This is a genomic window from Streptomyces prunicolor NBRC 13075 (assembly GCF_000367365.1).
In the GTDB taxonomy this organism is placed as follows: domain Bacteria; phylum Actinomycetota; class Actinomycetes; order Streptomycetales; family Streptomycetaceae; genus Streptomyces; species Streptomyces prunicolor.
The window spans coordinates 1-13,348 of the sequence record NZ_BARF01000142.1 but is presented as its reverse complement, the minus strand read 5'-3'; the positions used below and the strand labels follow the sequence as shown (position 1 = coordinate 13,348).

General features: G+C 68.9%; 8 protein-coding genes, 1 tRNA gene and 2 pseudogenes. 10 read left to right on the top strand and 1 reads right to left on the bottom strand.

Annotated features, from left to right (window positions below):
- The first annotated feature begins 34 nt into the window (after positions 1-34).
- The 4 genes from SPR02S_RS51480 to SPR02S_RS51465 all read left to right on the top strand — a co-directional run bounded on the left by SPR02S_RS51480 (position 35) and on the right by SPR02S_RS51465 (position 2,562).
- Positions 35-322 carry a helix-turn-helix domain-containing protein gene (locus tag SPR02S_RS51480; RefSeq protein ID WP_019064882.1) on the top strand — a complete coding sequence of 96 codons (288 nt, stop codon included), beginning with the start codon at positions 35-37 and terminating at the stop codon, positions 320-322.
- Positions 319-1,848: a helix-turn-helix domain-containing protein gene (locus SPR02S_RS51475; protein WP_019064881.1), complete on the top strand. Its 1,530-nt coding sequence runs from the start codon at positions 319-321 to the stop codon at positions 1,846-1,848. The genes SPR02S_RS51480 and SPR02S_RS51475 overlap by 4 nt, the downstream gene beginning before the upstream one ends.
- Positions 1,849-2,424, top strand: a complete 576-nt coding sequence (locus tag SPR02S_RS51470; protein ID WP_019064880.1) for a hypothetical protein — start codon at positions 1,849-1,851, stop codon at positions 2,422-2,424.
- A 64-nt stretch (positions 2,425-2,488) separates the two neighbouring features.
- Positions 2,489-2,562: transfer RNA gene (locus SPR02S_RS51465), tRNA-Met, on the top strand.
- Positions 2,563-2,618: 56 nt separating this feature from the next.
- Here the strand turns inward: SPR02S_RS51465 and SPR02S_RS51460 are convergent.
- On the bottom strand, positions 2,619-3,662 hold the full coding sequence (locus SPR02S_RS51460) for a TniQ family protein (RefSeq protein WP_019064879.1): 1,044 nt from the start codon (positions 3,660-3,662) through the stop codon (positions 2,619-2,621).
- A 142-nt stretch (positions 3,663-3,804) separates the two neighbouring features.
- Here SPR02S_RS51460 and SPR02S_RS51455 point away from each other — a divergent pair, with 142 nt between their 5' ends.
- The 6 genes and pseudogenes from SPR02S_RS51455 to SPR02S_RS51435 all read left to right on the top strand — a co-directional run.
- Positions 3,805-6,207: a DEAD/DEAH box helicase gene (locus SPR02S_RS51455; protein WP_019064878.1), complete on the top strand. Its 2,403-nt coding sequence runs from the start codon at positions 3,805-3,807 to the stop codon at positions 6,205-6,207.
- Positions 6,208-6,412: 205 nt separating this feature from the next.
- Positions 6,413-6,928 (top strand): hypothetical protein, encoded by a 516-nt coding sequence (locus SPR02S_RS51450; RefSeq protein ID WP_019064877.1) that lies wholly within the window; start codon positions 6,413-6,415, stop codon positions 6,926-6,928.
- A gap of 121 nt (positions 6,929-7,049) precedes the next feature.
- Positions 7,050-9,494 carry a DEAD/DEAH box helicase gene (locus tag SPR02S_RS51445; RefSeq protein ID WP_019064876.1) on the top strand — a complete coding sequence of 815 codons (2,445 nt, stop codon included), beginning with the start codon at positions 7,050-7,052 and terminating at the stop codon, positions 9,492-9,494.
- Between the two features lie 693 nt (positions 9,495-10,187).
- Entirely contained in the window at positions 10,188-10,442 is a 255-nt protein-coding gene (locus SPR02S_RS58355; protein ID WP_052347210.1) for a hypothetical protein, read from the top strand.
- Positions 10,397-10,666: pseudogene (locus tag SPR02S_RS65495) on the top strand (helix-turn-helix domain-containing protein); the annotation flags it as partial. The gene SPR02S_RS58355 and the pseudogene SPR02S_RS65495, both read left to right, overlap by 46 nt.
- A 360-nt stretch (positions 10,667-11,026) precedes the next feature.
- A pseudogene (locus SPR02S_RS51435) lies at positions 11,027-12,763 on the top strand (AfsR/SARP family transcriptional regulator); the annotation flags it as partial.
- Positions 12,764-13,348 lie beyond the last annotated feature (585 nt).

Genomic DNA, 13,348 nt, shown 5'->3' with positions numbered 1-13,348 from the left:
GCGAAAGCTGCATGAAATCGGGTAGGATAGGGGGATGGGATTGGCGTTGGAGGAGTCGTTGCGGCTGACGGTGGCCGCGTTGATGCAGGTGACGGGTGACTCGCAGCGGTCGATTGCGGGGGTGCTGGGACTGACGCAGACGCAGGTGTCGCGCCGACAGTCGGGTGCTGTTTCGTGGAGCCTGCGCGACGTCGATGTCCTGGCCGAGCACTACGGCATCGGTGCGCTGGACCTGCTGGCGGGTCCTACCAGAGCGTGCGAGGTGCTGCTTGCCGACCGGCGCCGTTCCGTCCGGACCGAGACGAAGGGGAGAGACCGGTGAGCGACTTCGACGCGATCGACTCGCTGCTCGACGCCGTCGGCCACGAGGCCGAACTCCCGCCCCACCAGGTGCGCCGCGAGCTGCGGGAGCGGGCCCGACTGTCCAAGGCGCAGGTGGCACGTGCGCTCGGCGTGAGCCCCTCCACTCTCAGTGGATGGGAGGGCGGCCGGGACCCGGCCGGCGAGGCCCGCACCAAGTACGCATATCTGCTGGACGGACTGAACGCCAAGCTCGCCACCGAGATCGAGGCGGAGCCGGCTGAGGAGCAGCCCGTGGCGGCTGTCACCTCTACGTCCTCGCCGGTACCCGGCCAGGACGAGGACGACGTAGAACTGCTCGCCGTGCCCGAGCCGTGTGTGCTGTGCGGCCGTCCCGCCGAACAACGCGTGGCGGGGTTCGCCCAGCACCTGGACCCCTCCGACTGCCAGACAACCCCCGTCGAAACCCCGAAGCCCCCGCCCACCGCGCCATCCGTCCAGGCCCAAGAGCCGCGCACTGCACACTCGCCCCGGCCGGCCGGCCGGAAAGACACGGTCCCGCGCGGGCGGGCGTTCCAGGAATCGTCCGGGCCGGCCGACTTGATCCACGAGGCGGTGCACGCCGCACTCGCCGAGCACCGGGGCGATGTCGAAGCCGCAAGCGCCGTACTGCTGAAGCGGGCCATCCCGGACGCGATGCGCCTGCTGGACGAGACCCGCAAGGGCGCCCGCTACGACGTGATCGCCCACCCCCAGATCCCCGACATCCTCAGGAAGCAGACCTCCAAGGGTGCCGACCAGATCTGGGAGGCCCGCCCGAAGTGGACGCGGACCGAACTGCCGCCCGGGAAGCACGAGGTCACCGCGCTCGACATCAACGGCGCCTATTTGAGCGCACTCAAGACCCACCTCCCGCTCGGCCAGCTGGAACACTCCACGGGCTTCGCCCACGACCGGCGCCGCGCCGGAGTCCACCTGATCACCCCGCCCGCCTGGGACCACGACGCGGTGCTGCCCAACCCGATCGGCCAGCGCGACGAACCAGGCCCCCTGTGGGTCACCGAACCGACCCTGCGCCTGCTGCTGCGCCTGTCGGGCCCGAAACACCGCCTGTGCAAGCCGCCCGAAATCCACGAGTCGTACACCTCGGGCGCCACCGAGAACCTCCTGGAGAAGTTCCGGATCGCCCTCAAGGACGCCCGCGACACCGCGATCGCAGACGGCGACGAGCTGACGCTGGAGTACGTGAAGGCGATGTACTCCAAGTTCGTCTCCACGATGGGGGAGTCGAACTACAACCGGGAGCTCTACCGCCCGGACTGGATGCACATCATCCGCTCCCAGGCCTTCGCCAACCTCTGGATGAAGGCGCTCAAGGCCCACGACGCGTCACTGACGGTCGTCCGGGCGATGGGAACCGACGAACTCCACGTCATCGGGGACTGGCGCCGTGTCTTCCCCGAAGGCCGCTCGGTTACCGAGGTCAAGGTCAAGGACGCGTACAGCGCCGGAACCGACGCCGAAGCCGGCACGGGGGAGGAGCAGTAGATGCCGGAGAAGAACATCGACTTCGGGAAGTTCGGCGCGAGCGGGATCAAGGGCAGCGACGCCGTCGCCCGCCAGCTCGACCGGCTCGCCGGCCACATCGCCACCCCGGTGACCGTCAAACGGGGCCTGATGGCACGCCTGCACTACCTGACGACGTCGGACCGGGCCTGGCAGGCAGCCAAGGACGCCGGACTGGCAGTGAGCGACCGGACGCTGAAGGCATGGATGCAGGGCACACGCCGTCCCTCGAAGGCCAACCTGGAACGCATCGACGCCGCCTACAGGGCGGTACGGCGCCGCAACGTCGCCCGCCACCTCACCGCCCGCCTCAACCGCGAAGGCCGCGGCACCCGCGTGGAGATCCACCCCCTCGACCAGTCCGGCGTGGCGCGCCAGCTCCAGCGGGTGGTGGCACACCGGACGATGAATGTCCGCCGCTGGGACAAGATCGTCGGATCCTGGGCGGCTGGCGACCACCAAGGCCTGGACGAGGCATGGACCGCCGACGTCCTGCCCGATCTGGGCTCCCAGTGGGGCCAGTACGAGTACGTCAAAAACATCGGTTTCGCCGCGTAGCCGGCGGCCGGCAGGAAAATGGTCTCCGGCGCCCGCCGCCCTGACGTACGGTGGGGTTCACCGACGCGGGGTGGAGCAGCTCGGTAGCTCGCTGGGCTCATAACCCAGAGGTCGCAGGTTCAAATCCTGTCCCCGCTACTGCCAGGTGGAGGGCCCGGAACCGTACGGTTCCGGGCCCTCCACCCGTATACGGCCTACATTTCGGCGGCCGTCATGCCCAACTGCCAGGTCAGGCAGGAGCGTTGGCCCACCGAACCGGTCCGGGACGCGATCCGCTCGTGCCCCGACGCCAGCATCAGGCGACACCCGTCCGCCGGACTTGACGCAGCGGGCACTCCCATACGGTGGCGCCCCAGCCACACCAGCAACGCCTGACGTCCTTCGGTCACGTCCACCCCCCACCCGGCCATCAGCTGTTCCACACCCGCGAGCCACCGGGCCCGGCCCGCCGTATCCCGCTGCCCCGCGCGTTCGAAGTCCAGCATGGCCCGCGCGAGCCGTGCCGCCTCCGGGTAGATCACCAGCGGGGCCGCCCTCATCTCGCGCGCGTCCAGCCCAGCCGTCCAGGCCCGCTGCACCCAGCACACGGTGTCCGGCATCCGCGTCCACCAGTACACCGCGACCTGGAAGGCATCGGCGAACAACTCCTCACCGGCCGGCCCCCACCGTGCGGCCAGCTCCTGCCGCACGCCGTGCGCCGTCACCGTCTCGGGCAGTTCGGCCAGTTCCACGAAGTCCGGACCACGGCCGCGGGAGTCGTCCGACCAGCAACCGTGCCGCAGGCACACCTGCCAGCTGTCCGGCGACATCAGCCACACCGCCTCGCCGGCCCCCAGCTCATCACCGCACAGCGCGCAATGCCGCACGAGATGCCCCGCCATCGGCTCCCAGGGCCACCTCCACTCCGCCGCTTCCTCCTGTCCGCCCGCCAGCAGCCGATCTGCGCCCAGACTGGGCAGATCCTGCCGCAGAAGACCAGGCGACCGGTCAGCCAGGACAGCCAGATACCGCAGCCCCGCCTCGTTCACGTACATCTCGGTGCACTGCGGATACCTCTCCACCCGCTCGGGATCCGCGGACGCCTCGCCCTGCCCGACCCGGTCGAGGAAATCAGCCAGGCTCAGACCGTTGGCGTGCGCGAGCCGGTTCACGAACGACCCTGTCGACTCACCCGCCACCGGCCCCACGCGCAGCGGCAGCGCCCTGCGAGGCCCGTACAGGCCAAGATCGTCCAGCACAGCCGTCCTTCCGCCGAAGCTGCCGCCACGGGCACCGTGACCGGCCCGGCAGCGGGAGGTCAAGAGCGCCGGCACTCGTTCGGGTGAACCCAGGCGAACGTCCTGCCGCGGTACCGCACACCCCTTCCACCCTGGAAACCAGGTGCTCGCGCACGCCGTCACCAGGGGAGGGGCCATAGCCACGACGACGCGCATCCGCCCGGACTCAACCACCTTCGCCTCTGCCCCTCGCCTGAAGACCCGCCTGCGCGGACGCCAGCAGAGCGCCGCGGACGCCTGCGTGAGCAGCTTCATCGACGGCTACCGCCGTGTCAGCGTCTACATGGCCACCGGCACCGGAAAGACCCTGGTGGCCCTGCACACCGTCCAGGAAACCGTGCCCGAAGGCGTCTGCCTGGTCGTCGTGCCCTCCCTGCTGCTGCTTGAGCAGACCGCCGCGGTATGGCACCGCGAAGGACGCCCCGGCCGCTACCTCGGCGTCTGCTCCTCGGACAAGCCGGCGGACCCCTACCTGGCCGGCATCCTCACCATGGTCCACACCGGCGACGAACTGGCCGGGCAGGCAGCCGGCACTCACGGACCGCTCAACGTGTTCTGCACCTACGACTCCCTGGACAAGGTCGTCGAAGCCCACCGCGACTTCCACCTGCCCCGCTGGGACGTCGTGGTCGCCGACGAAGCCCACCGCACCGCCGGTGACTACGACAAACCGTGGGCCCGGATCCACCACGACGACAAACTGCCCGCCCGCCACCGCCTCTACATGACCGCGACGCCCCGTGTCCTCGACGAGAAGAAAGCCCGCGCCCAGGGCATCGGCGCCGACACCGTCATCGCCTCCATGGACGACGTGAGCATCTACGGGCCCGTCGTCTACCGCATCTCCCTGAGAGAAGCGATCGACGAGGGACTCCTCGCCGACTACCGCATCGCCGGCGTCGTCATCAGAGACGAAGACCTGCGCGGTCTCCTGAACCGGCTCCCCGCAAACACCTGGAGCGGCGAAGCGTTGCGTGCCGCAGCCGCCCAGGTCGCCCTGCTGGTCGCCCAGCACCGCTACGACCTGCGCCGCACCCTGACCTTCCACCCCTGCATCGACGCGGCGGAAGTCTGCGCCGACACACTCCATCAGACCGCAGCCCTCATGCCCCCGGCCTACCACGCCCCCCTGCAGGTCGGCACCGTCAGCTCCCGGCAGAACCCCTTCGAACGCCACAAGAACTACACCGCCTTCGCCGACACCCCCCTCAACACCCCCGCCTCACAGCAGCCGCCCCGCCGGGCCGTCCTCACCAACTGCCGCTGCTGCTCCGAAGGCGTCGACATCCCCGCCATCGACTCCCTGCTCTTCGCCCACCCCAAGACCAGCACCATCGACATCATCCAGTCCATCGGACGCGCCCTGCGCCAGACCCCCGGCGACGGCAAGATCTCCACCATCGTCATCCCCATCTACATGGCCCCCGGCGAAACCCTCGCAGAGGCCGTCAAGAAGACCGCCTTCCACCTGATCTACCGCGTCCTTATCGACCTCGACGTCTACGACGAGCACACCTTCCACCTCGTCGACCACTTCCGGTACCCGGCCGACCCTGCCGGACCTCAGCTCGCCCCGCCCCCGGAGCGCGCCGACGAGATCATCCCCGTCCTCGACCTGAACGACGTCATGGCCCCCAACCGCGTATGGGAGGCCGCCTTTGAGGTCGCCACCGACTTCCACACCCAGCGCGGCCACCTTGACGTTCCCAGCCTCCACCTCGAGGGCCGTTTCCACCTCGGCTGGTGGACCGGGGTGCAGCGCTCCATGCGCAAGAACGGCCTGCTCCTGCCCGAACGCATCGCAGCCCTGGACACGCTCGACATGATCTGGGAACACCCCCCGCACAGCATCGAGCGCAAACTCCTCATCGCCCGCGACTACGTCACCCGCCACGGGCACCTCGCACCCCGGTGGGCCGAACACCACCAGGGCATGCACCTGGGCCGCTGGCTCGCCGACCGCCGAACGGAAGCCACCACCCGCCGCCTGCCCTACTGCTACCAACGGGCCCTGAACGAGATCTACCCCTGGTGGAACGCCAAAGGCAAAGCCGAATGGAAACGCACCTACGCCCACGCCCACGCCGCCGCGCGCGACAACACTTTGATCTTCCCCGACCCGCACCAACTCACCGGCACTGCACCGCCACTCACCCACTGGCTGGCCGAGCAGATCGACAACCTCGGCAGACTCGAGACCTACCAGCAATACCTCCTGGGCGACCTCCCCATCGAGCACCCCCTGGCCCTCCTGCTGCGCCGTCCCCGCGGCGCCTCCCAACGGGCCTTCGCCCGAGGACTGCAGGCCGCCTACACCTACCGTCGCCGCCACCATCACCTGGACGTTCCCTACAACTACATCTGCGAAGACGGCCCCGAATTCGGCCTGGGAAGGTGGCTCGCAGAGAAACGGCGAGCTCCGCAGACCCTCTCCCGGGAACAACTGGACGCCCTGGAAGCCCTCGACATGCGCTGGACCTCACGCCACCGGCACAGCACAACCTGAACCGCCGCACACCAGCAGACCATAGGAGTACGGGCGTCCCTCTGCTCCGCCCTCCTGCACACACGGCTGTACAGGACCCGCCGGAACGCCTGCTGCACCCGTCCGACAGACCCGGAAACCGAGTCTCCAGCCAGCATCACCACACGCACCGCAGTCAACCAGCGCGAAAAAACGGAACGACCTCAACCAGGAGTACTCCGGCATCATGACGACACCGCCCCGCTCACCCGGCCGGCTGCCCGCCTTCAACATCGGCCTCACCCATGTCACGCTCCCCACCTCACAGGTACAGGTCAACCGCCTGACCGAACTCATCAACGAATTCACTCTGGGCACCGACGTGATCGTGATCGTGTTGAGCACCGTCACCGACCCGGCCTCCCCCCGCCCGGACGAGACCGACGTCGATCGAAGCCGCTTCACCTGGCCGCCCTGGCAGGGAGACGTCATCCCCGAGGCCCACCAGAAATGGAAGGCAGTCTTCGCCCCTGAGGACCGTACTTTCAGGGGCCTCTACCACGAGGGCCCCACCCTTGACGAGACGCCGACCATCCGTGTCCCACCCACTGTCCTGTCCGACGCGATGTGGAAGATGGTTCAGAAGGAGTCCTGCGCGGTCCTGTGCACCGGCCTCACCGGGGACCCCTCCGCAGCCGAAATCACGGCCGGCCTGGAAGAAGGAATGCTCCAAGCAGTCCTGGTACAAGCTCTGTTCGCCTAGCGTTGCACGGACACGACCCACGCCGACCGCCCCGCCCTCCCGCAACACCATTCAGCGAAGGACACACGGCACGATGGATCTCGCCGACCGCCGTTCCCTCGCGCACTGAGGACCCTGCCCCATGTCGTCCCCCGACGAGCCCTTCGCTGAAATCTCGGCTGTCACCGCCTCCCAGGCCCGCCCTGCCCGGCTCTCACTGCGCCCGGACCAACAACGGGCGGTCGACAGCGCGGCACGTCACCTCGCACGCGCGCGGACCCGCGGACACGTGGTCTCGGCCTGCGGCACCGGCAAAACACTCACCGCGCTGCGGACCGCCGAGGCTCTTGACGCCCGGCACCTGCTCATCGCCGTGCCGAGCCTGGACCTCATCTCCCAGTGGGCCCAGACGGCCCGCAACGACGGACGCCGGGAAGCGATGATGGCCATCTCGTCCCTGGCCGCGGCCAGGCATCCGGTCCTGGCCGGGGCCGCTGTCCACAGCACCAACAACCCGGAGTTCCTGGCGACTTGGCTGGCCCGGCACGAGCACGCCACCGTCTTCGTCACCCTCGACTCCCTCCCGAGAATCGAACAGACCCAGCACACTCGCGCTCCCGCACCCACCTTCGACCTCCTGATCGTCGATGAGGCGCACCGCACCGCGGGAAGCTGGGACAAGGACTGGACCGTCCTGCACGACCCCACCCGCATCCGAGCCGACCGCCGCCTCTACCTGACCGCCACCCCCTACGAATGGGACCCGCCCCGCCTGACCGAAGCACCCACCACCCGTCCCCAGCCCAAGCGCACCGCCGCGACCGCACCCGCCTGGGATGCCCCGGCCCTCGTCGCCTCCATGGCAGACCCCAAAACCTTCGGCCCGCGCCTGCACACCTACAGCCACGCGGACGCCATCGAGGACGGAGTGCTCGCCGACTACCAACTGGTCGTCCCCACGATCACCGACACCCACCTGTGCACCGTGCTCACCACCCCCGACACGCATGCCGGCTTCGGCCCGGCCGCCCGCCGCACCACCGCACTGCACCTGGCGGTCCTCAAGGCGATGGCCGAACACGACCTCCACCACGTGATCGTGTACTTCCAGCAGGTCGCCGACGCCACCGACTTCGCCCGCCAGTTCCCCCACACCCTGCGCACCCTCGCCGAGGACCAACGCCCCGCCTGGGCGGGCGACCTGGTGGTCCAGTCGATCAACGGCACCCACAGCCCCGGCCAGCGCCACGACATCCTGACCGACTTCGCCGCCGCCGACCGCGCCGTGCTGACCAACGCCCAAGTGTTGGGGGAGGGCATCGACCTGCCGGCCGTCGACGCCGTCGTCTTCGCCGACCGCACCGCCAGCGTCCGCCGCATCGTCCAGGCCCTGGGCCGTGCCCTGCGCAAACCTCCCACCCGGGCCACGAAGACCGCCAGCCTCGTCATCCCCGCCTACATCCCCCACGGCGCCGATCCCACCGACCTCCTCGGCACCCCCTACGAAGCCCTCTGGCTCGTCACGGCAGCCCTGCGCCACCACGACCAGACCATCGCCGCCCGCGCGCCCCGCACCACCGCCGAACACCGCCTGGAACAGGGCACCCGCACGCTCCTCGCCCGCCGCTTCCGCTTCGACTTCACCCTCGCCCCCGACAGCATCGCCCGGGCCATGGACCTGATCGCCTGGCCCGCCGACCACGCAGCCCTCTCCGCCCCGCGCCGGGCAGGCCTCGCGGCCGCGACCCGCTTCCACGCCGAACACCACCACCTGCGCGTCCCCACCGACTACGAGGACGCCTACGGCTACCGGCTCGGCAGCTTCATCGCCGGCCAGCGCACCGCCCGCAGACAAGGCATCCTCACCGAGGACTGGATCGCCGAACTCGACGCGCTCGGCATGATCTGGGACGACCACGAAGCCATCTGGCAGGGCCACCTCACCACCGTCACCGCCTTCCACACCGAGCACGGCCATCTCGCCATCCCCCTCCACGAGCCCGGCGGACAGTTCCTCGTCAGCCAGCGAGCCCTCGCCCGCAACCACCGCCTCCACCCCGACCGCCACGCCCAGCTCACCGCCCTCGACCCGCACTGGGCCCTCCCGCACGGCCCCGACTGGCACCGCAAATACCACCTCCTGCGACGCCACATCGAAGCCGGCCACAGCCCCGCCACGCTGCGCCGCGACACGGTGATCGACGAGGTGAAGGTGGGAAGCTGGCTGCAGCGCCAGTTCTCCACCTGGGACCGGCTCGCCCCCGGACAACGCGACCTCCTCGGACGCCTGCGGCTGACCCCGACCGCCACCCCTCTGCCCCCTGCGAGGCAGATGAGCCCTCTCGCAGCGAAGCGGACCCGCCGTTCCTTCGAGCAGACCGCGCAGATCCTGCGGCTCTTCGTCGAACACTGGAACCGCCCGCCCGATGCCCGGGAATGGATCGAGGCCGACGGAGAACGCATCATGATCGGACCGTGGCTCTGCAAGGCACGTTCCAAACGGAACGCCGGTCAACTCACCGAAGAACAAGACCACTTGATGGCAGAGATCCTCCAAGCGGACTGGACCACCCGGGAATCCGAGTAAGAGCATCCGGCCTCAAGCCAGACACCCCCACGCGAGGATCTTCCCCGGCCCACGTCACCGACAGGCGTACAAGGCTCCGTGTTCACAACGCAGCGGCGGGCACGGGCGACATGCAGGATCGGCGCTCCAGGTCAGAGCGCCGATCCTGTGCGGTTGACGCGGCAACGTCTACCCGCTGGTTCCTGATCGCATGGGTGGAGCCCGCAACTCTCAGGAGTAGCCGGACGATTCCGACGAAGAGAGCTTCTCGCGAAGCCCAAAATGTTCGATGAACCTGAGGGCCCCATGCTGCCTCTCTGCCGACAGGCACCTTCGCCAAGCACGTATCACCAGGCCAGGGCTCCGATGATCTCAGTAATGGCGCGGAGCCGACGCCCAGGACGACGATCGCCGGCACGGTCCAACTTGGGATAGCGCCGCATTTATCCCCCGGATGGGCCTGGCCCCATGGGCGCTCCACGATGCCTACCCCAGCTCACAGCCACGACTTCCCTCAACGGCGATTGATGCCGACGCTCCGCACGGTGGACACCAGCGCATCAACGACCGTGGAGGGCTCGCCTAGCGCGAGGGGGCAATGCCACGATGCAGGTGCTCATCTCGGTGTCGGCAAACACCAGTTGAGCGACACACCTGGAGCCCGCAACACGCCGACGCGCCCTCAGCGCGGGCGTTGAACTCAGGAGGCAGGACATGCCCCACACATCTCGCGTGGTGGGGTGCGTTGTAAACGGCGCACCCCACCACAGGCTCTCGACACCCGATGCCGTGGTGATCGTCGTACTGGCCTGCGTGATGGCAGGCAGCGGCCTGGACACATCAACGACCTTGGCGGTGCTGAGCGGCGCCAGTCTGACCGCAGCGGGCACACTGCTGGCACTGCGGGGCACAGGGCAACGGCTGTGGCCACTGATCGTGCGGATGGCGAACGCGATCCCGACACCGTAGGCGCACCGGCCGTGGGGCGCAGGGAGAAACCGGTAGCCACCTCCAACGGGGCGCTGGAGAAGTTGGCCTGCTGGCTGCGCGCTCAGCGCGCGGCCGGAGGATGGTCCTACGCCCAGCTGGCGGACCGGGCAGGATGCCACGCCACGACGCTCCAGCGTGCGGCGTCAGGACACGGCGTGCCCAGCGCGCGCGCCGTCCAGGCCTACGCGCAGGCCTGCTGCGCTCCGGTCGATGTGGCGATGGAACTGTGGAGGAAGGCCCGCAGAGGCGGCCACTACGGGTCTGGCGACGCTCGCCCGGCGCCGAGTCCGATGTACCTCGACACCATCGGCAAGTTCAAGGCCGGCCTACAGGAGCTCTACGCGTGGGCCGGCCGGCCCACGGTGCGCGACATGGAGCAACGGGCGGGGGAGTGGGGAAGGCTGCCACACAGCACCGCTCATCGCATCGTGCAGGGGCAGACGGTGCCGCGCGACGAGCATCAACTGATTGGGTTCCTGGTCGCTTGCGGGGTCACTGAAACAGAGCACCGCTTGTGGGGCGACGCATGGAGACGCGCCCTAGGACACGCCCCCCGCAAGGCGATCCCACCCGCGCAGCGGACAGCACCCGCTGCACCTCCAGCCCGGGCTCGGGCACCGAGATTGCGCTTCAGCCTGCTCGGACCAGTGCGCGCCTGGCGCGGGGAGGAGCCACTGCCCACGGGCTCCCCCCAGCAACGGGCCCTGCTAGCCGCGCTACTGCTGCGGGAGGGCCGTACGGCAACTGCGGGCGAACTGATCGACGCACTGTGGGGCGACGAGCCGCCAGCACAGGCACTCGCGGCGGTACGGACCTACGCCTCGCGTCTGCGGAAGGCCCTGGACCCAGGCGTCCTGGTCAGCGAGTCGGGCGGGTACGCAATCCGCTCGCTGGGCGAGGACGCGCTGGACCTGGCGGTGGCGCAGGAACTGGTGACCGAGGCAGGCAAGGCGAGGGCGGCGGGAGACCTGAGCCACGCCCGGGAGACGCTGGGCCGCGCGCTGGCGTTGTGGGACGGCGAAGTGCTGGCGGGACTGCCGGGCCCCTACGCGGAGGCGCAGCGTGTCCGACTCGAGGAATGGCGGTTGCAACTCCTCGAGTCCCGCATGGACATAGACCTGGAACAGGGCTGCCACGCGGAGGTGGTCTCCGAGCTCACCGCCCTGACAGCGGCGCACCCCCTGCGCGAGCGCCTGCGCGAACTGTTGATGCTGGCGCTGTACCGCAGCGGGCGCCAGGCGGAGGCACTGGCGGTGTACGCGGACACGCGGCGCCTGCTGGCGGACGAGCTGGGAGTGGACCCGCGTCCGCGGATGCAGGAACTACAGCAGCAGATTCTGCAGGCGGACCCGGGCCTGACGGAGCCCCCTCCAAGAAGGCTTGAGCCCCACAGGCCGGTCATACGCCCCGCCCAACTCCCGGCAACCGTACCCGACTTCACCGGGCGCGCGTCCTTCGTGGCGGGGCTCGAAGACGTCCTGGCCTCGGCCGAGGGCCGAATGATGGCGGTCTCCCTGCTCGCCGGCATCGGCGGCGTGGGCAAGACGACACTCGCGGTGCATGTGGCGCACGCGGCCCGCGCCCACTTTCCCGACGGCCAGCTGTACGTCGACCTCCAGGGAACAAGGGACCGGGCGGCGGAGCCGGAGACAGTACTGGGCGCGTTCCTGCGTGCCTTGGGCACAGCGGGCTCGGCGATCCCGGACACACTGGAAGAGCGAGCGGCGCTGTACCGGTCGATGCTCGACGGCCGCCGCGTGTTGGTGCTCCTGGACAACGCGAGGGACGCGGCGCAGGTTCGTCCACTGCTGCCCGGAACGGAGGGCTGCGCGGCTCTGGTGACGAGCCGGGTACAACTGGTGGACCTGGCAGGGGCGCACATGGTGGACCTGGATGTGATGTCACCAGAGGAAGCCATCCAGCTCTTCACGCGCATTGTGGGAGAGGAACGGGTGGAGAGGGAGCGGGCGATGGCCCTCTACGTGGTCGATGCCTGCGGCTTCCTGCCCCTGGCGATCCGCATCGCGGCGTCCCGTCTTGCCGCCAGGCGCACCTGGACCGTGGCGGTCCTGGCCGCCAAACTTACCGACGAACGAAACCGGCTGGACGAGCTCCGGGCCGGAGATCTGGCCGTACGGGCGACGCTTGACCTGAGCTATCGCCAACTCAAGGTAGAACAAGCCGACACCTTCCGGGTACTCGGCGCACACACCAGCCCGTTCATCTCGCTGGACTCCGCACGCAGCATGCTCGGTTGCGGCATCGACGCAGTGAAGGGCCCTGGGGATCAAGTCATGGATGAGGTGAGTGACGCATAGGTACGCCGAACTCGTAGCTGTTACGTCGTTCAGGACCCCCTACTTGTCGGTCTGCGGCTCTGCTTAGCCACAAGTAGGGGGCGGGAGGCTGGCCAACTCGCGGATTATCAGACGCGGTTGCTGCAGAGGACTGGCTCGACACCGGACCGCATCCCCTGAAGAAGGGGAGACCAGCATCTCAGATAATCCATAGTTTTTTGCTTCCATCAAACTCATGGGGAAGCGTCCACCAGGTCGGCCCGTGGAGGGTGGCCACACTGCTTAGCCCCCGCCCGGACCTGTTTCATGGAGCCGTGCAGTAAGACGGCAGGTCCGCTGTTAGCCAGCCGGTAGTTGTCCGCGGAGCGGACTACTACCCGTCACCCACCTTAGCCAACAGGCGAGTTGTCGATTTCGAACAGAGCTGAGGAGGCATGGAGAGTGGATCGCGGAGCGATCAGCGCTCCATGCCTCCGACCCGGTTGCTGATCCACGGAGTGGATCACCTTCGCCACGGAGTGGCGATAGCCACGCGGAGCGAGGCTTTTCCGTCGCGTAGCGACGGCGCGTCGTGTCTGCGGAGCAGAC

What these genes read in the sequence shown, in the direction of transcription:
- SPR02S_RS51480 (WP_019064882.1), top strand. Translation starts at nt 35, where the DNA reads ATGGGATTGGCGTTGGAGGAGTCGTTGCGGCTGACGGTGGCCGCGTTG.
- SPR02S_RS51470 (WP_019064880.1), top strand. Translation starts at nt 1,849, where the DNA reads ATGCCGGAGAAGAACATCGACTTCGGGAAGTTCGGCGCGAGCGGGATC.
- SPR02S_RS51450 (WP_019064877.1), top strand. Translation starts at nt 6,413, where the DNA reads ATGACGACACCGCCCCGCTCACCCGGCCGGCTGCCCGCCTTCAACATC.
- SPR02S_RS51445 (WP_019064876.1), top strand. Translation starts at nt 7,050, where the DNA reads ATGTCGTCCCCCGACGAGCCCTTCGCTGAAATCTCGGCTGTCACCGCC.
- SPR02S_RS58355 (WP_052347210.1), top strand. Translation starts at nt 10,188, where the DNA reads ATGCCCCACACATCTCGCGTGGTGGGGTGCGTTGTAAACGGCGCACCC.